19 protein-coding genes are annotated in these 21,376 nt (G+C 72.7%); 13 read left to right on the top strand and 6 right to left on the bottom strand.

Features of this window, described 5'->3' with window-relative positions; translation table 11 throughout:
• Positions 1-69: 69 nt before the first annotated feature.
• Together glcE and ACKUB9_RS22335 are read right to left on the bottom strand one after the other, a co-directional pair.
• A complete protein-coding gene (glcE, locus tag ACKUB9_RS22340; protein WP_407526817.1) occupies positions 70-1,260 on the bottom strand; it encodes a glycolate oxidase subunit GlcE in 1,191 nt (396 codons plus the stop codon).
• Positions 1,261-1,392: 132 nt separating this feature from the next.
• Positions 1,393-1,956, bottom strand: coding sequence for a thioesterase family protein (locus tag ACKUB9_RS22335; protein WP_407526815.1), 564 nt, complete (start codon positions 1,954-1,956; stop codon positions 1,393-1,395).
• A 252-nt stretch (positions 1,957-2,208) separates the two neighbouring features.
• Between ACKUB9_RS22335 and ACKUB9_RS22330 the strand changes: the two genes are divergently transcribed.
• The 4 genes from ACKUB9_RS22330 to nadC all read left to right on the top strand — a co-directional run bounded on the left by ACKUB9_RS22330 (position 2,209) and on the right by nadC (position 7,472).
• Complete coding sequence (locus tag ACKUB9_RS22330; protein WP_407526812.1) at positions 2,209-3,639, top strand: FAD-binding oxidoreductase; 1,431 nt, start codon at positions 2,209-2,211, stop codon at positions 3,637-3,639.
• Between the two features lie 418 nt (positions 3,640-4,057).
• A complete protein-coding gene (gene nadA, locus ACKUB9_RS22325; RefSeq protein ID WP_407526809.1) occupies positions 4,058-5,083 on the top strand; it encodes a quinolinate synthase NadA in 1,026 nt (341 codons plus the stop codon).
• Entirely contained in the window at positions 5,080-6,588 is a 1,509-nt protein-coding gene (locus ACKUB9_RS22320; protein WP_407526806.1) for an L-aspartate oxidase, read from the top strand. The genes nadA and ACKUB9_RS22320 overlap by 4 nt, the downstream gene beginning before the upstream one ends.
• A complete protein-coding gene (gene nadC, locus ACKUB9_RS22315; protein WP_407526803.1) occupies positions 6,585-7,472 on the top strand; it encodes a carboxylating nicotinate-nucleotide diphosphorylase in 888 nt (295 codons plus the stop codon). Before ACKUB9_RS22320 ends, nadC begins: the two co-directional genes overlap by 4 nt.
• Positions 7,473-7,481: 9 nt before the next feature.
• Here nadC and ACKUB9_RS22310 read toward each other — a convergent pair whose 3' ends face one another.
• Positions 7,482-8,732, bottom strand: coding sequence for a NupC/NupG family nucleoside CNT transporter (locus ACKUB9_RS22310; protein WP_407526800.1), 1,251 nt, complete (start codon positions 8,730-8,732; stop codon positions 7,482-7,484).
• Between the two features lie 615 nt (positions 8,733-9,347).
• Between ACKUB9_RS22310 and recA the strand changes: the two genes are divergently transcribed.
• A complete protein-coding gene (gene recA, locus ACKUB9_RS22305; RefSeq protein ID WP_407526797.1) occupies positions 9,348-10,439 on the top strand; it encodes a recombinase RecA in 1,092 nt (363 codons plus the stop codon).
• A gap of 227 nt (positions 10,440-10,666) precedes the next feature.
• On the opposite strand, the gene ACKUB9_RS22300 is transcribed toward recA, so the two are convergent.
• Complete coding sequence (locus tag ACKUB9_RS22300) at positions 10,667-10,879, bottom strand: hypothetical protein (protein ID WP_407526794.1); 213 nt, start codon at positions 10,877-10,879, stop codon at positions 10,667-10,669.
• 277 nt (positions 10,880-11,156) lie between these two features.
• Between ACKUB9_RS22300 and ACKUB9_RS22295 the strand changes: the two genes are divergently transcribed.
• The 5 genes from ACKUB9_RS22295 (at position 11,157) to ACKUB9_RS22275 (ending at position 17,088) form a co-directional block, all read left to right on the top strand.
• On the top strand, positions 11,157-12,587 hold the full coding sequence (locus tag ACKUB9_RS22295; protein WP_407526791.1) for a homospermidine synthase: 1,431 nt from the start codon (positions 11,157-11,159) through the stop codon (positions 12,585-12,587).
• Positions 12,588-12,788: 201 nt separating this feature from the next.
• Positions 12,789-13,355 carry a Uma2 family endonuclease gene (locus ACKUB9_RS22290; protein ID WP_407526789.1) on the top strand — a complete coding sequence of 189 codons (567 nt, stop codon included), beginning with the start codon at positions 12,789-12,791 and terminating at the stop codon, positions 13,353-13,355.
• A 15-nt stretch (positions 13,356-13,370) separates the two neighbouring features.
• On the top strand, positions 13,371-13,712 hold the full coding sequence (locus ACKUB9_RS22285; RefSeq protein WP_407526786.1) for a hypothetical protein: 342 nt from the start codon (positions 13,371-13,373) through the stop codon (positions 13,710-13,712).
• Positions 13,713-13,723: 11 nt separating this feature from the next.
• Positions 13,724-15,115 (top strand): amidase, encoded by a 1,392-nt coding sequence (locus tag ACKUB9_RS22280; RefSeq protein WP_407526783.1) that lies wholly within the window; start codon positions 13,724-13,726, stop codon positions 15,113-15,115.
• Between the two features lie 41 nt (positions 15,116-15,156).
• Entirely contained in the window at positions 15,157-17,088 is a 1,932-nt protein-coding gene (locus ACKUB9_RS22275; protein WP_407526780.1) for an SDR family NAD(P)-dependent oxidoreductase, read from the top strand.
• On the opposite strand, the gene ACKUB9_RS22270 is transcribed toward ACKUB9_RS22275, so the two are convergent.
• Entirely contained in the window at positions 17,042-18,007 is a 966-nt protein-coding gene (locus ACKUB9_RS22270; RefSeq protein WP_407526777.1) for an alpha/beta hydrolase, read from the bottom strand. The two genes, ACKUB9_RS22275 and ACKUB9_RS22270, sit on opposite strands and share 47 nt — an antisense overlap.
• Before the next feature lie 245 nt (positions 18,008-18,252).
• Between ACKUB9_RS22270 and ACKUB9_RS22265 the strand changes: the two genes are divergently transcribed.
• Both ACKUB9_RS22265 and ACKUB9_RS22260 read left to right on the top strand, forming a co-directional pair.
• Entirely contained in the window at positions 18,253-18,705 is a 453-nt protein-coding gene (locus tag ACKUB9_RS22265; RefSeq protein ID WP_407526774.1) for a cupin domain-containing protein, read from the top strand.
• Between the two features lie 55 nt (positions 18,706-18,760).
• Positions 18,761-19,618 carry a branched-chain amino acid aminotransferase gene (locus tag ACKUB9_RS22260; RefSeq protein ID WP_407526771.1) on the top strand — a complete coding sequence of 286 codons (858 nt, stop codon included), beginning with the start codon at positions 18,761-18,763 and terminating at the stop codon, positions 19,616-19,618.
• A 68-nt stretch (positions 19,619-19,686) separates the two neighbouring features.
• Here ACKUB9_RS22260 and ACKUB9_RS22255 read toward each other — a convergent pair whose 3' ends face one another.
• Complete coding sequence (locus tag ACKUB9_RS22255; RefSeq protein ID WP_407526769.1) at positions 19,687-20,670, bottom strand: ABC transporter substrate-binding protein; 984 nt, start codon at positions 20,668-20,670, stop codon at positions 19,687-19,689.
• A gap of 498 nt (positions 20,671-21,168) precedes the next feature.
• Between ACKUB9_RS22255 and ACKUB9_RS22250 the strand changes: the two genes are divergently transcribed.
• Entirely contained in the window at positions 21,169-21,336 is a 168-nt protein-coding gene (locus ACKUB9_RS22250) for a hypothetical protein (RefSeq protein WP_407526766.1), read from the top strand.
• The last annotated feature ends 40 nt before the right edge of the window (positions 21,337-21,376 follow it).

Genomic DNA, 21,376 nt, shown 5'->3' with positions numbered 1-21,376 from the left:
AACGCCCCGTTGTGGCGATCGCGCGGGATGAGGCGACTCGACCGGCCCGGAACAGATCTCGCAGGTTGTCTAGATGCCGGCGTACATCCTGCCGGGGTTGAACAGCCCGGCGGGGTCATGCGCGGCCTTGACGCCGGCGGTGAGACGCATCAGCGGCTCGGGCAGCGGCTCGAAGACCGGCACCGCGGCGCGCACCGCCTCCGGCGCGCGCACCAGCGTGGCGTGGCCGCCCGCCTGCGCCACGGCGGCCCGCACCGCTTCGGCGCCGGCATCGCCCGTGGCATCGGTCAGCAGCCAGACCAGGCCGCCGCCCCAGTCGTAGAACCAGCGGGCGGCGCGCCGGGCCGCCACCGCCGCCGTGAGGGCCGGACCCTGGCCCGGCGCCGTGGAGATGCGCCACACGGCGCCCTCGGCCTGGCCGGCCGCGAAGGGCGCGGCGTCCCGCACGGCCGCCCAGAGGGAGGCCGCGTCCTCGCCGTCCGTGATCTCCGGATTCCCGTAGCGGCGCAGCAGGCGGCGCAGCTCGCCGAGCCGGTAGTCGATGGAGGCCGCGAAGCCCTCGATGCGCAGGAACGTGCGCGCCTCCCCGGCCCCGACGCCCGCAGGCCAGTGCGCCGCACCGGTGATCTCGAACGGCGAGCCGAGGCCGAGACTCATCGCCTCGACGGCCCGCGCGTCGTCGAGGCCGGCGAAGACCAGCGTGGCGGCGCGCTCGGGCGTCGGCAGGACCTTGAAGATCACCTCGGTGAGCAGGCCGAGCGTGCCCCAGGAGCCCGCCATCAGCTTCACGAGGTCGAGCCCGGTGACGTTCTTCATCACACGGCCGCCCGACTTCACCGCCTCGCCGCGGCCGTTGACGAAGCGCACGCCGATCAGGCTGTCGCGGGCCGCGCCCGCGCTGATCCGGCGGGGACCCGAGACGTTGCCGGCCGCCACCGCGCCGATCGTCGGCTCGCCCGAGGAGCCCAGGAGGGCGCGGTAGTCCATCGGCTCGAACGGCAGCATCTGGCGCCGCTCGGCGAGGCGCGCCTCCACCTCCGCCAGCGGCGTGCCGGCGCGGGCGCCGATCACCAGCTCGGCCGGCTCGTAGAGCGTGATGCCGGTGAGGCCCGCCGCCGAGAGCGTCGCCTCGTCCTGGGCCGGGCGCCCGAGGGCCGCCTTGGTGCCGCCGCCCACGACCCGCAGCCGCTCCCCCCGGGCCGCCGCCGCCGCCACGATCTCGGCCGCCTCCGCCTCGTTCCGGGGCTCGTAAGTGGGCATCGCGCAGGATTCCGTCCGGCCGCCATGCGGCCCTCGCGGATGAATGGGGCGAAGTCGGTCCGCTTGGCAAGGTCGGTCGAGGGAGGCGCCCGGCAAGGTCGCCCGGCAGGCGCGCTCCGGTCCGCCCGGGCGTCAGTGCCGCGCCCGCGCGCCTCCGGCGAGCGCCACCGGCTCGCCCTCGCGCCGCAGGCCGCGCCGCGGGACGCCGATGACGCGGCCGAGATCGGCCGGGCGCGGCAGCCGCGCGTGGCAGGAGCGCATCACCGCGAGGTTGTCGAGGATGTCGTCCGGGAAGGGCGCGACCCGCCGGGTGGCCGCGTCGACGTGCAGCGACAGGTTCTCGGATGTGGCCGCCACCCAGCCCTCCAGGGCGTGGCGGATCTCGGTGTAGAAATGCACCCGCTTCTCGTCGAAATCGACGAGCTGCAGGGTCACGCGCACGCGGTCGTCGAGCGTCAGTTCCCGCCGGTAGCGCACGTGCACCTCGGCGGCGAAATACGTGGCCTGCCGCTCCGCCACGTAATCGGGTCCCAGTCCGACGATGCTGAACGCCTCGTCCACCGCCCGGTCGAAGAGCACGTGGTAGTAGGCCATGTTGAGGTGGCCGTTGTAGTCGATCCAGCCCTGTTCGATCGGCATCGTCGAGGAGACGAAGGGCGCGAAGAAGAAGACCGATGCGGGACGCTCGTCTGCCATGGTTCGGCTCCTGGCAAGCGCGGCGGCATCTGAGGATACCGGCCCCCGGAGTAGCATGCTTCGCCGAAAGGTCCACCCCCTGGAAGTCCAAGCCTTGAGCGAATCTTGGGCAATAAAAGCTTGACCGTGGGGTCCGGGCAGGGCAGGCGCGCGCCGCGGGGCCGTGTGGCGGCGCCCGGATGGTGCTAGGACGAACCCGACAAGCGCCGGGCGAGCCGGCCTTCGATCCCGTCCGGGAGGCTCCGAGACACCATGAACGCCCATCCCTCCGCGCCCGCCCCCTCTCCAGCGCGCGCGCGTCCGTCGCCCGAGACGGTCGCCGCGGTCGTGCGGGAGCTCGCCGCGGCCTTCGGCAACCGCCTCGTCACCGCGCAGGCGGTGCGCGAGCAGCACGGCAGCACGCTCACCTGGGTGCCGAACCAGCCGCCGGACGCGGTGGTCTTCGCCCGCAGCACCGAGGACGTGCAGGCGGCGGTGCGGATCTGCGCCGCCCATCGGATGCCGGTGGTGGCCTTCGGCACCGGCACCTCGCTGGAGGGCCACGTCAACGCCCCCTACGGCGGGGTGTCGATCGACCTCTCGGAGATGAACCGCGTGCTCGCGGTCCACGCCGAGGATCTCGACTGCGTGGTCCAGCCCGGCGTGACCCGCAAGGCGCTCAACGAGCACCTGCGCGACCAGGGCCTCTTCTTCCCCATCGATCCCGGGGCCGACGCCTCGCTCGGCGGCATGGCGGCGACGCGGGCCTCCGGCACCAACGCGGTGCGCTACGGGACGATGAAGGACAACGTGCTGGCGCTCACCGCCGTGCTGCCCAACGGCGAGATCGTCCGCACCGGCTCGCGCGCGCGGAAAAGCTCGGCCGGCTACGACCTCACGCGGCTCCTCATCGGCTCGGAGGGGACGCTCGGCATCATCACCGAGCTGACGCTGCGGCTCTCGGGCATCCCGGAGGCGATCTCGGCCGGCATCTGCCCGTTCCCGACCATCAAGGCGGCCTGCGACGCGGTGATCATGACGATCCAGTCGGGGATCCCGGTGGCCCGGATCGAACTCCTCGACGAGGTGCAGGTGGCGGCCTGCAACGCCTACTCGAAGCTCGCCCTGCCCGAGATCCCGATGCTGCTGGTCGAGTTCCACGGCTCGGAGGCGGGCGTCGCCGAGCAGGCCGAGCGCTTCGGCGAGATCGCGGCCGAGTTCGGCGGCGGCCCCTACGAGTGGGCCACGAAGGCGGAGGACCGCACCCGGCTCTGGCAGGCGCGCCACGACGTCTACTGGGCCGCCGTCGCCCTGCGCCCGGGCGCCCGCGTCATCGCCACCGACGTCTGCGTGCCGATCTCGCGGCTGGCCGAGTGCGTGGATGAGACCAAGCGCGACATCGTGGCAAGCGGCATCACCGCGCCGATCGCCGGCCATGTCGGCGACGGCAACTTCCACACCTCGCCGCTCGTGATGATGGACGATCCCGACGAGATCGCCCGCGTCACCGGCTTCATCGAGCGCCTCGTGGCGCGGGCGCTCGCCATGGAGGGCACCTGCACGGGCGAGCACGGCATCGGCCAGAAGAAGATGCGCTTCATGGAGATCGAGCACGGCCCGGCAGCGCTGGAGATGATGCGCGCCCTCAAGCGCACCCTCGATCCCGACGGGATCATGAATCCCGGCAAGGTGGTGGCGGTCTGACGGCGGGGGACGGGGCCGGGGCCGGAGAGTTGGCGCGGCGGTCACTGCGTAAGGCGCGGGGAACCCCTCTCCCGCACGGGAGAGGGGCAGGGGTGAGGGTCTAGGTGGTACCGCAGTGAAGCGGTGAACGTGGTGAGGGGAGCGGAACGGGTCAGGGTTAAACTCTAACGGTCGTGCTGGTGGCGGGCACCGTCCCGCCTTCTTGCTGCACCCTCCCGGGACCCTCACCCCTACCCCTCTCCCGCACGGGAGAGGGGATCCCGCGCTCTACGCGGCACCCTTGAGCGCGTGCTCACCAGGGCAAACCGATCTCCCCCTCCCCCACCCTTATGCTCAATTCCAGCATATCTGGACAGGCTGCGAATCGGCGCGTAGGCTAGCCGGGTAAATGCTCATTCTGAGCATATGGGAGACGAGCATGGCCGAATCCCCCGGTCCGTCCCGCGACGCGCTGCCCGCCGCAATGCCCATCGCGATGCCCTTGGCCGATCTCTACGCCCGCGTGAGTGCCCACGTCCCGGCCATCGAGTGGCCGGCGCTGGCCGGCGACGTCGCGGCGATCCAGGCGCTCAAGCGCGCGCGCAACGCCGTGGTGCTGGCCCACAACTACCAGGCGCCGGAGATCTTCCACACGGTGGCGGACATCGTCGGCGACAGCCTCGCGCTCGCCCGCGAGGCGGCCCGCACCGACGCGGACGTGATCGTGCTCGCGGGCGTCCACTTCATGGCCGAGACCGCCAAGCTCCTGAACCCCGACAAGACCGTGCTGATCCCGGACCTCGGCGCCGGCTGCTCGCTCGCCGACTCGATCACCGCCGCGGACGTGCGGGCCCTGCGCCGCCGCCATCCCGGCGTGCCGGTCGTCACCTACGTCAACACCTCGGCGGCCGTGAAGGCGGAGTCGGACCTCTGCTGCACGTCGGGCAACGCCCGGGCGGTGGTGGAGTCGCTCGGCGTGCCGCGCGTGCTGATGATCCCGGACGAGTACCTCGCGCAGAACATCCAGGCCGAGCTGCCGGGAATCGAGATCCTGTCCTGGGCCGGCCATTGCGAGGTGCACGAGCGCTTCACGCCCGCCGATATCCGCGAGGTGCGCGAGGCCTATCCGGGCGTCGCGGTGCTCGCCCATCCCGAATGCCCGCCCGCGGTGGTGGCGGAGGCCGATTTCGCGGGCTCGACCGCGATGATGCAGGTTTTCGTGGAGACGCGCCGGCCCGCGCAGGTGGTGATGATCACCGAGTGCTCGATGGCCGACAACCTCGCGGTGCGCAATCCGGACGTCGCGTTCGTCAAGCCGTGCAACCTCTGCCCGCATATGAAGCGGATCACGCTCGGCGGCATCCGGCGGGCGCTGGAGACGATGACCCACGAGGTCACGGTGCCGGCCGAGCTGATCGCCCCGGCCCGCCGGGCGGTCGAGCGCATGCTGGCGGTGCGGCCGTGAGCGGCGCCTCCGTGATCGTGGTGGGCGCCGGCGTCGCCGGCCTCGCCACGGCGCTGCGCCTCGCGCCGCTGCCGGTGACGCTCGTCAGCACCGCCGCCCTCGGCGAGGGCACCGCCACCGCCTGGGCGCAGGGCGGCATCGCGGCGGCCCTCGGCACGGACGACGACCCGTCGCTCCACGCGGCCGACACGCTCGCCGCCGGGGCGGGCCTGAGCGACCCGGAGGTGGCGCGCGTCGTGACCGAGGCCGGCCCCGGCGCGGTGGCGTGGCTCGCCGGCCTCGGCACCGCCTTCGACCGGGATGCGGCCGGCGCGCTCGCCCTCGGCCTGGAGGCCGCCCACGGCCGGCGCCGCATCGTCAAGGCCGGGGGCGACGCCACAGGCGCGCGGGTGCTCGACACGCTCGCGCGCGCCGCCGCGGCGGCCCCTCGGATCACCAGGGTGGTGGGCCGGGCGACCGGCCTCCTGCGCGACGAGCGCGGCGCCGTCGCGGGCCTCGCGGTCGCCATCGGCGGCGAGACGGTGATGCTCCCGGCCCGCGCCGTCGTGCTGGCCAGCGGGGGCCTCGGCGCCCTCTACCGCGCCACCACCAACCCGCCCGGCGCGGTCGGCTCCGGCCTCGCGCTGGCGGCCCGGGCCGGGGCGGTGCTGCGCGACGTCGAGTTCGTGCAGTTCCACCCCACCGCCATCGCGGTGCGGGCCGCGGGGCCGCTCCCGCTCGCCACCGAGGCCCTGCGCGGCGAGGGCGCGGTGCTGGTCGACGCGGCGGGCGGCCGGGTGATGGCGGGCGTCGCGGGCGCCGACCTCGCCCCGCGCGACGTCGTCGCCCGGGCGATTTTCTCCCGGACCGCGCGGGGCGAGCGGGTCTTCCTCGATGCGAGGCATCTCGACGTGGCGCGCCGCTTCCCCACCGTGGCGGCGCATTGCCGGGCGGCGGGCCTCGACCCGGCCGCATTCCCGATCCCGGTCTGCCCGGCGGCGCACTACCACATGGGCGGGATCCGGGTGGACGGGCGCGGCCGCGCCTCGCTGCCCGGGCTCTGGGCCTGCGGCGAGGCCGCGGCGACCGGGCTGCACGGGGCGAACCGCCTCGCCAGCAACTCGCTCCTCGAAGCGCTGGCCTTCGCGGCGCTGATCGCGCGGGACATCCGGGGCGCGCAGGCGGCCGGCCCGCCGCGCGCGGCCGGGCCCTGGCCCCCCGCCCCGTCCGCCACCATCCTTGCCGAGATCCAGCGGATCATGGAGGCCGAGGTCGGCCTCGTGCGCGACGAGGCGGGCCTGACCCGGGCGGCGGCGCGCCTCGGCGCGCTCGCACGGTCGGGCTCGCCCGAGGCCGAGACCGCGCTCCTCGTCGCGGTGGCGGCGCTGCGGCGGCGCGAGAGCCGCGGCGCCCACTGGCGGGCCGACCATCCGGAACAGGCGGCGCCCCGCCACGCCGACATCACCCTCGCGCAGGCCAGCCAGGCCGCGGCCGGGCTCGCTCCCGCGCTCCAGGAGGTCCCATGACCGCTTCGATGACTGCTTCGACGACCGACGCCCTGCCCCTCACCCCCCTGCCCGTTCTGATGGTGGAGCCGGTCGTGCGCGCGGCCCTGCTGGAGGATCTCGGCCGCGCGGGCGACCTCACCACCGACGCGATCGTGCCCGCCGAGGCCCGCTTCACCGGCGCGATCGTCGCCCGGCAGGCGGGCGTGGTCGCGGGCACCGACGCGGCGGCGCTGGCCTTCGGGCTGCTCGACCCCGCCGTGGCGGTGCGCGTCGCCTGCCCGGACGGCACCCGGGTCGGCCCGGGCGACGCGGTGATCCGCCTCGACGGGCCGGCCCGGGCCATCCTGTCGGCCGAGCGGGTGGCGCTCAACCTGCTCTGCCGGCTCTCGGGCGTCGCGACCGCGACGGCCTCCCTGGTCGCGGCGGCGCGCCCGCACGGCCGGGCCGCCATCGTGTGCACGCGCAAGACCACGCCGGGCCTGCGCGCCCTGGAAAAACGCGCGGTGCGGGCCGGGGGCGGCGCGAACCACCGCTTCGGCCTCGACGACGCCGTGCTCATCAAGGACAACCACGTGGCGGTGGCGGGCGGCATCCGGCCGGCGATCCGCCGCGCCCGGGCCGGCGCGGGCCACCTCGTGAGGATCGAGGTCGAGGTCGACACCCTGGCGCAGCTCGACGAGGCGCTGGCGGAGGGGGCCGATGCGGTGCTCCTCGACAACATGACGCCGGCCGACCTCGCCCGCGCGGTGGCGGCCATCGACGGCCGGGCGATCAGCGAGGCGTCGGGGCGCATCACGGCCGAGACGGTCGGCGCGGTCGCGGCCGCGGGCGTCGACCTGATCTCCGCCGGCTGGATCACCCACAGCGCGCCGATCATCGATCTCGGGCTCGACGTAGGATGATGGCCCGGTTCAGCCGCCGATGAAGGCGCCCGCGATGGCCGCGCTGGTGAAGTTCGACAGCGTGCCGGCCAGGACGGCGCGCAGGCCGAAGGCCGCCACCTCGGCCCGGCGCTCGGGCACGAGGCTGGAAAAGCTCGCGAGCTGGATGGCGATCGAGGTCAGGTTGGCGAAGCCGCAGAGCGCGAAGCACAGGATCGCCGTGGTGCGGGGGCCGAGCGAGCCGTCCTTGAGCAGCGGCGAGACGGTGGCGTAGGCCAGGAACTCGTTGAAGGCGATCTTCTGGCCGATCGCCGCGCCCACCAGCCCGGCCTGCTCCCAGGGCACGCCGAGCAGGTAGGCCAGCGGGCTGAAGGCCACACCCAGGATCCCCTCGATGGTCAGGCCCGGCACCCCCGCGAGGCCGCCCGCCCAGCCGACGAGGCCGTTGGCGAGCGCGATCAGCCCCACGAAGGCGATCAGCATCGCGCCCACCGCCACCGCGACCGCGAGCCCCTTCTGGGTGCCCTCGGCCGCCGCCTCGATGATGTTGACGGCGCGCCGCTCGCCGAACTCCGCCCGCGTGCTGACGACGCGGGTCGGCTCCGTCGTGGGCACGAGGATCTTGGCGTAGAGGAGCCCGCCGGGGATCGCCATGAAGGAGGCGGCGAGGAGATAGTCCATCGGCACGCCCAGGGCCGCGTAGCCGGCGAGGATCGACCCGGCGGTGGAGGCCGCCCCGCTCGTCATCACGGCGAAGAGTTCGGCGCCGGTGAGGAGCGTCAGATACGGGCGCAAAGCCACCGCGATCTCGCTCTGGCCGATGAAGATCGTGGCGACCGCCGAAAACGTCTCGATCCGCGAGGTGCCGAGCACCCGATGCAGCGCCGCCCCGATCCAGCGGGCGAGCGCCTGCATCAGGCCGAGATGGTACAGCACGCCGATCAGCGCTGAGACGTAGACGATCTGGGGCAGCACCCGGAAGGCGAGCACGAAGCCGCCCGCCCCGAACAGCTCCATCATCCGCGGCTCGACGAGGCTGCCGAACAGGAAGGCCGCGCCTTTGTCGCCGTAGGCCAGCACCGCGCCCACCGCCTCCGCCACCGCCCCGAGCACCCGCCGGCCCGCGGGCAGGAACAGGACCACGGCCCCGATCAGGATCTGCAGGGCCAGCGCCGCCAGCACCACCCGCGGCCGGATCGCCCGCCGGTCGCTGGAGAACAGGATCGCGATGCCGAGAAACAGGATCAGGCTGAGCGCGAGGTGCAGGATCGTGGCGGCCATTGGGACTCCCTCGGTCCGCCGGCGAGCAAGCGCGATGCCGGACGGCCGGGCCGTTCATAGCGCGGACCAGCGCGGGATCCCCTCTCCCGAGTGGGAGAGGGGCAGGGGATCGAAGATCCCGCTTGAGGGTGCGGGAGGGTGCACCAAGCAGTCGCGAGGCTGCCCGCTGCCAGCACGACGGTCAGCGATGAAACCTGACCCGTCCCGCTCCCCTCACCACCGTTTCAGCTTCACTGCGGCTCCCTTCCGGGACCCTCACGCGGGATCTTCGATCCCCTGNGCGATGCCGAGAAACAGGATCAGGCTGAGCGCGAGGTGCAGGATCGTGGCGGCCATTGGGACTCCCTCGGTCCGCCGGCGAGCAAGCGCGATGCCGGACGGCCGGGCCGTTCATAGCGCGGACCAGCGCGGGATCCCCTCTCCCGGACGGGAGAGGGGTTCCCCTGCGCCTTGTTCCGAGACCGGACCTGACGCCCCCGGACTGCCGGAATGCGCACCGGATATCCCCGCCCTGCGACCGTTCCGACCCTTGTCGGCTGAGAACAAAACAAGTACATACGGCAGGCCCGCGCGCATTGAGAATCCCGCCGACCCCGTGCCATAAGGACCGCTCAGATGGCTCAGTCCCCCCTGCGACTGGTGGAAAACCCGACCATGGACAAAGACAAGTCGAAGGCGATCGATGCCGCGCTCGCCCAGATCGAGCGCGCCTTCGGCAAGGGCTCGATCATGCGCCTGGGCAAGGGCGACAAGGTGCAGGAGGTCGAGACCATCTCGACCGGTTCGCTGGGCCTCGACATCGCGCTCGGCGTGGGCGGTCTGCCGCGGGGCCGGGTGATCGAGATCTACGGCCCGGAATCCTCGGGGAAAACCACGCTGGCGCTCCACACCATCGCGGAGGCCCAGAAGAAGGGCGGCGTCTGCGCCTTCGTGGATGCCGAGCACGCGCTCGACCCGGTCTACGCCCGCAAGCTCGGCGTCAACCTCGACGACCTGCTGATCTCCCAGCCCGACACCGGCGAGCAGGCGCTGGAGATCACCGACACGCTGGTGCGCTCGGGCGCCATCGACGTGCTGGTGGTCGATTCGGTCGCCGCGCTGACGCCGCGCGCCGAGATCGAGGGCGAGATGGGCGACCAGCAGCCCGGCCTCCAGGCCCGCCTGATGAGCCAGGCGCTGCGCAAGCTCACCGGCTCGATCTCGCGCTCGAACTGCATGGTGATCTTCATCAACCAGATCCGGATGAAGATCGGCGTGATGTACGGAAGCCCTGAGACCACCACGGGCGGCAACGCGCTGAAGTTCTACGCCTCGGTCCGCCTCGACATCCGCCGCATCTCGACCCTGAAGGACCGCGACGAGCCGATCGGCAACAGCGTCCGGGTCAAGGTGGTCAAGAACAAGGTGGCCCCGCCCTTCAAGCAGGTCGAGTTCGACATCATGTTCGGCGAGGGCGTGTCGAAGGTCGGCGAACTCATCGACCTCGGCGTCAAGGCCGGCATCGTCGAGAAGTCGGGCGCGTGGTTCTCCTACGACAGCCAGCGCCTCGGCCAGGGCCGCGAGAACTCGAAGGGCTTCCTGCGCGACAACCCGGACATCGCCCAGCGGATCGAGCAGGCGATCCGCCAGAACATGGGCCTCGTCGCCGACAAGATCCTGGAGAACGCGGTCCCGACCGCCGAGGACATGGACGAGGGGGCGGCCTGAGCCGCGCACCCGGTCTTCGCACACGAGAAAAGCCGCCGCGGGGCCTCCGCGGCGGCTTTTCTCGTATCGGGCAGATTGGTCCGGAGCGCCGGAGGACGCCCAGAGCAGCGCCCGATCGCGTTGCCATCGGGCGCGGCTCTTAGTCTTCGATTGCCGCATTGTCGGCGACGAAGCGGTATCCACTTCGTCGGACAATGCTCTGACCGTCCCCGGACGCCGGTCGTGCCTCAGCAGAAGTAGTTGCCGATCTGCCGCTCCAGGTCGTCGGTGATGCGCCCGCCGCGGGACTCGATGAAGGCCGCGATCCGGTCGTCCCGGCGGCGCTGGCGCTCGGCGTGGACCGCCTGGGCGATCCGCCCGACCAGGGCGAGGAAGCCGGGCTCGTCGCGGGACGGCGCGGAGGACAGGCTGGAGAGGGAGTGGCTGAGAACCGCGAGCATGATGATCTCCTGTGAGAACTGCGCGCGGGCGTTTCTTCCTTCGGCGTCGGCTTCTGGTTCCCGACTGTGTTGCATTGCAATATGGGTGTTGTTGCGCCGCACTCAAGCGCCGCGGCCGCAGCCGCGCCATGCGGCCAAGGCATGGCGGCGCCAATCGATTCTTTACCCGGACGCCCGGTTGACCCGGTGCGGCGGAGGGGCCAATCACCCCGTCGCCGGCCCGTCACCGAATTCGGCTAACGACGCGCACCCGAAACGCACCGAGAAGGGTTCCACCATGACCGACTGGCCCGTCCACGGCCACATCAGCGGCCCCATCGTGATGATCGGCTTCGGCTCGATCGGCCGGGGCACCCTGCCCCTGATCGAGCGCCACTTCACCTACGACAAGGCCCGGTTCACCGTGATCGAGCCCTCGGACGCCCACAAGGCGCTGGCCGACCGGCACGGCCTGCGCTTCGAGCAGGTGGCGCTCACCCGCGACAATTACCGCGAGGTGCTCACCCCCCTCCTTACCGAGGGCGGCGGTCAGGGTTTCTGCGTCAACCTGTCGGTCGACACCTCCTCGCGCCACATCATGGAGCTCTGCCGCGAGATCGGCGCGCTCTACATCGACACGGTCGCCGAGCCGTGGCCGGGTTTTTACTTCGACAAGAACGCCGGCCCGGGCGACCGCACCAACTACGCCCTGCGCGAGCAGATCCTCGACGCCCGCCGCCGCAACCCGGGCGGCACCACCGCGGTGTCCTGCTGCGGCGCCAATCCCGGCATGGTGTCGTGGTTCGTCAAGCAGGCGCTCCTCAACGTGGCGGGCGATCTCGGCCTGACCGACCCGGAACCGAAGACCCGCGAGGAATGGGCCGCGCTGATGCGCAAGGTCGGCGTCAAGGGCATCCACATCGCCGAGCGCGACACCCAGCGCGCCAAGTCCGAGAAGCCGATGGGCGTGTTCGTGAACACGTGGTCGGTGGAAGGCTTCGTCTCCGAGGGCAACCAGCCGGCCGAGCTCGGCTGGGGCACGCACGAGACCTGGATGCCGGAGAACGCCCGCACCCATCCGGGGGACGCGCCCGCGATCTACCTGCTCCAGCCCGGCGCCGACACCCGCGTGCGCTCGTGGACGCCCACCGCCAAGGCGCAGTTCGGCTTCCTCGTCACCCACAACGAGGCGATCTCGATCGCCGACTACTACTCGGTGCGCGAGGGCGGCAAGGCGATCTACCGGCCGACCTGCCACTACGCCTACCACCCCTGCAACGAGGCGGTGCTGTCGCTGCACGAGATGTTCGGGCAGGCCGGGCGCGTGCAGGAGAAGCACCACATCCTCGACGAGAACGAGATCGTCGACGGCATCGACGAGCTCGGCGTGCTCCTCTACGGCCACGGCAGGAACGCCTACTGGTACGGCTCGCAGCTCTCCATCGAAGAAACCCGCCGCATCGCCCCCTACCAGAACGCCACCGGCCTCCAGGTGACCTCGGCGGTGCTCGCCGGGATGGTCTGGGCGCTGGAGAACCCGCAGGCCGGCATCGTCGAGGCGGACGAGGTCGATTTCCGCCGCTGCCTGGAGGTCCAGATGCCGTATCTCGGCCCGGTGGTCGGGGTCTACACGGACTGGACGCCGCTCGCCGACCGTCCGGGGCTCTTCCCGGAGGACATCGACGCCGGCGATCCCTGGCAGTTCCGCAACGTGCTGGTGCGCGTCTGAGCCGCCGCGCCTCCTCGCCGCCGGCTCCGGCGAGGAGGATGCAGAAGCCAGACTGAGAGGCGGACGCGCCGCGGGCGCGGCCGCCTCGTCCGGCGCTGATCGAAGCACCGTGCCCGCTCTTCGTGCAGCCCAGGTGAGGCCCGGCGGACTGTCGCGCCCGCGCGCCCGGTGCTAGCATCGCGGCACCGGACAGGAGCTGCGATGACCCTCGCGCTGCGCCGCGAGCCGCGCCTGCGGTTCGCCGATTTCCTCGCCATGATCCGCGCCCGCCCGGACGACGAGCGCTGGGAACTCCTCGACGGGGAGCCGATCCTGATGGCGCCGCAGAGCGAGCGCCACCAGCAGATCGTCGGCAACCTCATCCGGCAGATCGGTCCTCTCGCCGACCGGCTCGGCTGCCGCGCCCTGCCGGGGCTGGGACTGCGCAACGAGTTCGTGGACGATTACGCGCCGATCCCCGACATCGTGGTCCGCTGCGGCCCGCTCCTGCCGGACGGCTACGCCCGCGACCCGATCCTGGTGGCGGAGGTGCTCTCGCCCTCGACCATGCACAACGACCGCGGGCGCAAGGCCGCCTTCTACCAGTCGCTCCAGACCCTGCGCACCTTCCTGATCGTCTACCAGGACGAGCCGCGGGTGGAGGTCTGGCAGCGGGGCAACGGACCCGACTGGAGCGTGCGGGCGCTCGGGCTCGACGACACCCTTCCGCTGCCCGACCTCGCCGGCAGCGTGCCGGTCGCCGCCCTCTACGCCGGCATCCCCCTCTGAGCCCCAGGTCCGCCCTTGCCCCATTTCGACGAGTTCTACGCCAACAAGCTGCGCGGCACCCTCGGCGTCACGGATGCCGAATCGGTGCTCGACCTGCGCGGCACCGCGCGGCCCAAGGCGGAAGCCTCGCTCACCGACATGCTGGAGCGCAGCCGCTTCGCCAAGGGCAAGACCGTGGCGGTGCGCCTCGACGGGCCGGCGCCCGGCGGCGGCGAGACCCTGTTTCAGCCGGTGGGCCGCCTGCTGCTGGAGGCCAAGCGCCGCGGCTGGGTCGACCGGCTCCAGACGCTGCCGGCCCAGGACGGGCTCGGCTTCTACGTGGCGCTCGCCGGCAAGCCGGCGCGGGACGGCGGCTGAGGGGGCCTGCGATGTCCGATTCCCCGGCCGACCTCGGCGCCGCCGACCTCCTCTGCGCCTACGCCGAGGGCGCGCTCTCCCCGGTCGAGGTGCTCGACGCGGTGATCGCCCGGGCCGAGGCGCGGGAGCCGGCGCTCTGCGCCCTCTACGCGCCGGATGCCGAGGGCGCCCGCGCGGCGGCCCGCGCCTCCGAGGCGCGCTGGCGGCGCGGCGAGGCGCTGCCCCTCGACGGTGTGCCGGCGACCGTGAAGGAGAACCTCGCCACGCGCGGCGTGCCGATGCCGCTCGGCACCGCCGCGCGGCGCGACGCCCCGCCGGCCGCGGCGGATGCCCCGTCCACGGCGCGCCTGCGCGAGGCCGGCGCCGTCATCTTCGCGCGCACCACCATGCCGGATTACGGCATGCTCTCGTCGGGCCTGTCGAGCTTCCATCCGCTCACCCGCAATCCCTGGGACCTCTCGCGCACCCCGGGCGGCTCCTCGGCGGGCGCGGGCGCGGCGGCGGCGGCGGGCTACGGCCCGCTGCATCTGGGCACCGACATCGGCGGCTCGGTGCGGCTGCCCGCCGGCTGGTGCGGCGTCGTCGGGCTCAAGCCCAGCAACGGCCGGGTGCCGGTCGACCCGCCCTATTACGGGCGCTGCGCCGGGCCGATGACCCGCACGGTGACCGATGCGGCGCTCGCCATGCGCGAACTCAGCCGGCCGGACCCCCGCGACGGCACCGCCCTGCCCCCGGCGGCGATCGACTGGCTCGCCCTCGACGGCCTCGACCCGAAGGGCCTGCGGCTCGGGCTGATGCTGGAGGCGGGCGTCGGCCTGCCGCTCGAACCGGCGGTGCGCGCCGTCGTGGAAGAGGCGGCCCGCCGGCTGGCAGAGGCCGGCGCCGTGGTCGAGCCGGTGGGACCGATCCTCACCCGGGAGATGCTCGACGGGCTCGACGTCTTCTGGCGCCAGCGCGCCTGGTCGGACATCGGCGGCCTCGCCCCGGAGCGGCAGGCGGCGGTGCTGCCCTACATCCGGGCCTGGGCGGAGACGGCGCGCACCCTGAGCGGCGCCGCGGTCTTCGCCGGGATGAGCCAGATGGCGCGGATGCGCGATGCCGCGCTCGCGGCGACGCGGCCCTTCGATTTCCTGATCGCGCCGGTCGCCCCGGTGCCGGCCTTCCCGGCCGAACTGCCCTCCCCGACCAACGACCCGCAGCGTCCCTTCGAGCACATCGGCTACACGGTGGCCTTCAACATGTCGGAGCAGCCGGCGGTCTCGGTCCCGGCCGGCGTCACGCCGGAGGGGTGGCCGGTGGGCCTGCAGATCATCGGCCACCGCTTCGACGACCACGGCGTGCTGCGCCTCGCCCGGCTCGTGGAAAGGATCCGCCCGGCCCTGCCGCCCTTCCCCGTGCGTTGACACCACCGGAGCCCCGGCCGATACCCCGGGCCGGCTCCACGATGCGCAGACCCACCCTCAAGACCGCCGCGATCATCGCCCACGACCTCGTGGCGACGGCGCTGGCCGTCCTCCTCACCTTCCGGATCCGCTTCGACGGCGCGCTGCTCGCCGAGCGGGTGGCGCACCTGCCGGTGCTGCTGCCGCCCTTCCTGGTCTTCGCCGGGCTCGTCTACGGCTGGTTCGGCCTCTACCGCTCGAAGTGGCGCTTCGCCTCGCTGCCGGACCTCGCCTCCATCGTGCGCGCGGTCGCGGTGCTGACGCTGGCGCTGCTCGTCCTCGACTACGTGCTGGTCTCGCCGGTCCTGTTCGGCATCTACTTCTTCGGCAAGGTGGCGATCGGCCTCTACTTCGTGCTGCAGGTCTTCCTGCTCGGCGGTCCGCGGCTGGCCTTCCGCTACCTGAAGTACAGCCGCTCGCGCCAGAGCCTCGCCCGCACCGCCACCACGCCGACGCTGCTGCTCGGGCGCGGGCACGACATCGAGGTGGTGCTGCGCGCCATCGAGTCCGGCACCGTCCGCAAGCTCAGGCCCGAGGGCATCCTCTCGCCGCGCGCCGAGGAGCAGGGCCAGACCATGCGCGGCGTGCCGGTGCTCGGGGGATTTTCCGATCTCGAACAGGCGGTGGCGGATCTCGCCGCCCGCGGCGTGCCGGTGCGCCGCCTCGTCGCGACGCCGAGCGCGCTGGCGCCCGAGGCCCATCCCGACGACCTGATCGCGCGCGCCCGCCGCCTCGGCCTGCCGCTCGCCCGGGTCACCACGCTCGGCGAGGGCATGCGCGACGCGGAACTCGCTCCGCTGGAGATCGAGGACCTGCTGCTGCGCCCCACCGTCGCCATCGACCGGCCGCGCCTGGAGCGGTTCCTCACCGGCCAGCGCATCGTGGTGACGGGCGGGGGCGGCTCGATCGGCTCGGAGATCTGCGCCCGGGCCGTCGCCTTCGGCGCGGCGTCGCTCTTGGTGATCGAGAACTCGGAACCGGCGCTGCACGGCATCCTGACCCGGCCGGTGCTCGCCGAGAGCGAGGCCGAGGTGACGGGCGTGCTGGCCGACATCCGCGACCGCGACCGGCTCGTCGCGGTCCTGCGCGACTTCCGGCCCGACGCGGTCTTCCACGCGGCGGCCCTCAAGCAGGTGCCCTATCTGGAGCGCGACTGGGCGGAGGGCATCAAGACCAACGTCTTCGGCTCGGTGAACGTGGCGGATGCGGCCCTCGCCGCGGGCGCGCGCGCGCTGGTGATGATCTCCACCGACAAGGCGATCGAGCCCGTCTCGCAGCTCGGCGTCACCAAGCGCTTCGCCGAGATGTACGCCCAGGCCCTCGATGCCGCGGGCGGCACGGCGCGGCTCGTCGCGGTGCGCTTCGGCAACGTGCTGGGCTCGGTCGGCTCGGTGGTGCCGGTGTTCAAGGCGCAGATCGCCCGGGGCGGCCCCGTGACGGTCACGCATCCCGACATGGTGCGCTACTTCATGACCGTGCGCGAGGCCTGCGATCTCGTGCTCACCGCCGCCGCGCATGCCGACCGCGAGGGCCGCGACCCCGCGGCGGGCGACCAGCGCGCCGCCGTCTACGTGCTGAAGATGGGCCAGCCGGTGCGCATCCGCGACCTCGCCGAGCGGATGATCCGGCTCGCCGGCTTCGAGCCGGGCGAGGACATCGAGATCGCCGTCACGGGCGCCCGCCCGGGCGAGCGCCTGAACGAGATCCTGTTCGCCCGCGACGAGCCGATGGTGAACCTCGCCGGCATCGACGGCGTGATGGCCGCCAAGCCCGTCTTCGCCGACCGGGCGCAGCTGGAGCGCTGGCTCGCGCGCCTGCGCCACGCCGTGGCCACCGACGACCGCGCGGCCGCCGACGCGGTGTTCGGCGAGGCGGTGCCCGACTTCCTCAGGCGGCCGGGGGTGCCACCGCGGGCGGTGGCCGCGCAGGGGTAGCGGGCGCCGCATCCAGCACCTCGCGCAGCTCCGCCCCGATCGCCCGCAGCGCCTCGCGGGCGTACGGGATGAGGCCGCCCATGCCGTAGAAGTGGTGGATCATGCCCGGATGGCAGGTGTGGCGCACGGGCACGCCCTCGGCCGCGAGCCGCGCCGCGAAGGCGGCGCCGTCGTCCCGCACCATGTCGTAGGCGGCGGTGTGGATCAGGGTCGGCGGCAGGCCCGCCAGCGCGGGCGCGCGCAGGGGCGAGAGGCGCGGATCGCCGGGGTCGGCGCACCCCGCGTAATGCGCGAGGTCGCGCTCCAGGGTGGCGCGGTCGAGGCCGTAGCCGGCCGCGAGGGTGCGGTAGGATTCTCCCTCGCCCGCCGCGTCGAGGACCGGGCAGAGCAGGAGCTGCGCCGCCACGGCGATCCGGCCCCGCGCCCACAGGCACAGACCCGCCGCGAGGTTCGCGCCCGCGGAATCGCCCCCGACGGCGAGGCGCCCGGGATCGAGGCCGAGGGAGGCCGCCTCGCCGGCGAATGCGGCGAGCGTGGCCCGCACGTCCTCCACCGCCGCCGGGAAGGGATGCTCGGGCGCGAGCCGGTAGGTCGCCGCCACCAAGGTGCAGCCGCTCGCGGCGGCGAGCGCCCGGCAGATGCCGTCATGCGCGTCGAGGCCGCCCCCGACGAAGCCGCCGCCGTGAAGGTAGAGGAGGCAAGTCCCGTCCGCTCGGCCGAGCGGCCGGTAGAGGCGGGCCGGCAGCAGGCCGGCCGCTCCCGGGAGCGCCAGGGGCTCGACCGCCGCCACCGGCACCGGCGGTCCCGTGAGGCGCCCGAGCCCGTCCAGGCCCGCCCGGCGGCCCTCCAGGGTCGGCGGACCTTCTCCCAGGATCGCGGCCATCTGGAGGTAGCGGCGGACCTGCGGGTCGAGCGGCATCGGGCGGCGTCCGTGGCGGGGGAAGTCAGCACACCGGCCCCTGAACATCCCGGGCCGCGTCCGGCATCAGCCCTCAAATTGATTGCGAAAGCCTGATGAGATGCGCGGGCCTTCCGAGGTCGGATTCAACTTGCGTCAACCCGGGCCTGTTAGGGAGGCCGTCTTGGAAACAACCGTCCCGGCCGCCCGGATGGGCCGCTGACACGAGGACGGATCCTTAACCGTACAGCCGAGGAGTTCCCGCCGTGTCCCTGCCGCCGATCGTCTTCTGCCCCACCGACGTCCCCCTCAAGGCGGCGCCGATCAACCCGCACTGGGTGCGGGTGGGCAACCCGGAGGCCCGCAACGTCGTGCTGTCGCGCAGTGCCGACGGCACCGCCAGCACCATCCTGTGGGACTGCTCGGCCGGCGAATTCGTCTGGCACTACGACATCGACGAGACGATCTACTTCCTCGAAGGTTCCGCAATCATCGGCGACGCCGGCACCTCGCCGCGCCGCTTCGTGGCGGGCGACGTGCTCTTCCTGCCCAAGGGGTCGGTGGCCAACTGGCACGTGGAGAGCTACGTCAAGAAGGTGGCCTTTTGCCGCCGGGTGCAGCCGAAGGTGATCGGCCAGGCCCTGCGCGCGGCGTCCTTCGCCAAGCGGCTCCTCACCGGGCGCGGTGCGGCGGCGCCCGCGATGTCGCTCGGCGGCTGACCACACCGGCACGGCCGGCTACACCGGCACGGCGGCGCGAGAGGGAGACGCGACGATGGGCGAGGCTGAGTCGACCTGGACCTTCTTCGAGGGGGCGTGGCACCCGGGCAACGTGCGGATGATGGGGCCGCGCACCCACGGCGCGTGGCTCGGCTCCACGGTGTTCGACGGGGCGCGGGCCTTCGAGGGCGTGACGCCCGACCTCGACCTCCACCTCGCCCGGGTGAACCGCTCGGCCGCGGCGCTGGGCCTCAAGCCGGTGGTGGAGGTCGCCACCTGGGGCGACCTCGTGCGCGAGGGCCTGCGCCGCTTCGCGCCCGACGCCGCCCTCTACATCCGGCCGATGTACTGGGCCGAGAGCGGCTACGCGGGCGGGGTGCGCTTCGACCCCGATTCCACCAACTGGTGCCTGTGCCTCTACGAGGCGCCGATGCCGGTGCCGGGCCGGCTCTCCATCACCCTCTCGCCCTACCGGCGGCCCACCGCCGAATCGGCGCCCGTCGAGGCCAAGGCCGGCTGCCTCTACCCCAACGGCGCCCGGGCGCTGGCCGAGGCGCAGGAGCGCGGCTTCGGCAACTGCCTCGTGCGCGACGCCCTCGGCAACATCGCCGAACTTGCCAACGCCAACGTCCTCATGGCCCGCGACGGCGTGGTCTACACCCCGGCCCCGAACGGCACCTTCCTGGCCGGCGTCACCCGCACGCGGGTGATCGACCTGCTGCGGAAGGCGGGCGTCGCCGTGCAGGAGACGACCCTGACCTACGCGGATTTCGCGGCGGCCGACGAAATCTTCTCGACCGGCAACTATTCGAAGGTGATGCCCGTCACCGGCATCGACGGCCGCGCCCTGGAGCCGGGACCGTTCTACCAGCAGGCGCGCGACCTCTACTGGGCCTACGCGCACGGGCGCTGAGAGCGCGGCAACGACGTGGGCCTCCCCGGCGGGGTTCGGCGGCGGCGCGCAAGGACGGCGCCCGGCCTCTACTCGATGATCTCGTCGGCGCGCACGAGGAAGGCCGTCGGGATATCGAGCCCGAGCGCCCTGGCGGTCCTGAGGTTGAGCACGAGCTCGAACGTGGATGGCTGCTGGACGGGCATGCCGGCCGGCTGCGCGCCATGGAGAATCCGGCCGGCATAGGTTCCGACGATCCGGAAATGCTCGGCGAAATCCGATCCGTACGACAGCAGGCCGCCTGCGACGACGAACTCGCGGCGGAAATACAAGGTCGGGCTGGAATGCTTCCGCTCCAGTCCGATCAGATGATCTGCCTGCAGGAAGAAGTACGGATCGGGCGCGACGATGACGGCGTCGATGTCTTTTCGCTTGAGATTGGCGTAGATCTCGGCGATCTCGCGTGGGTCGCTGGCGTTGAAGATGTCGACGTGTTGTCCGGTCTCCTGAGCGGCCTCCTGGATGCGCGCAGCCTCCCGAATGGTGGCGGGATTGAGAGGATTGACGAGGAGCCCGATACGGGATGCTTTCGGCAGAAGGTCCTGAAGCAGCTCCAGGCGCTTCGACGCGGTCTCGACGAACGAGGCGGTGATGCCGGTCAGGTTTCCGCCTGGGCGCTGAAGGCTGGCGACGAGCCCGACCTTGACCGGATCATCCGCGGTCGTGAAGACGATCGGAACGGTGCGGGTCGCCGCCTTCGCGGCCTGGGCCGCCGGCGTTCCGCCGGTGGAGACCAGCACCGACACCGGCTTCCTGACGAGATCATCCGCCAGACCGCGCAGCAGGCTGTAATCGCCGTTCGCCCACCGATAATCGATGGCGACGTTCTTGCCTTCGGTGAAGCCGGCCGCGGCGAGGCCCCGCTTGAACGCGCTGATCAGGCTGGCATCCGCACTGGACGACCGGCTGCTGAGGAATCCGATGATCGGCAGCGCCGGCTGCTGTGCCGCGGACGCGCGCGGAAAGAATGCAGCCGCGCCGGCTAGGCCGGACAGGAAGGATCGCCGCCTCATCCGGATCATCCGCGGCCCCGTGCGACGCCTGAATGCCCCGTCAGGTGCGCTCGCCGCTCACTATACGCGAAATCGGCCTTCGGCTCAGGTCTTCGCTAAACCGCCACTCGGCCGGTTCATGCCGGTCGGGGCGAGCCTGCGGGCCGAGCGGGTCTGGATGAGGGATCGTGGCGTTCCCCCGCGGTCGGTGATCGGGCCGGCGGTATGGGTTGACTCACGGCCCGAGGCGCAGCGTGCGCTGCAGCATCGGCCGCGTCGCATCAGCCGGAGAAGGGGGTGTTCAGCCGCGAAGCTCCGCCGTCGGCACGAACGTCCGCCATGCGTCCGGGCCGCGTCGGGAGGTCCTCCGAGGATCGTCTTGCGGGGGACGCGCCGGCCATCCGCGGAAGATCCATGTGTTTGACGCATGACCGATCTGTGGGATGTGGTATACCAAAGCTCGTGGTGCGGTGCGATATTCGGCTCATCGCAGTTGCACACACCACGGGACGCCTCACCATGACGATCGCTCTCTTCCTCGCCGGTCTCGCTGCCGTCGCCGTCGGTCCGGCTCTCGCCATCCTCACCGACCGTCTGGGCCTCGCGGCTCCGGCCGAGCAGGCTGCCGCCGGCATGTTCGTGGCCGTCAACGACAACGCCGACGTCGCCCGCCGCAGCGCCGCCTGATCAGCCGGCGCCGCCCTCCCGGCGCCTCTTCCCCGCGCCC

The sequence above is a fragment of the Methylobacterium oryzisoli genome (genome assembly GCF_046557895.1).
Lineage (GTDB): Bacteria > Pseudomonadota > Alphaproteobacteria > Rhizobiales > Beijerinckiaceae > Methylobacterium > Methylobacterium oryzisoli.
This window is presented reverse-complemented; position numbering and strand designations above follow the sequence as displayed.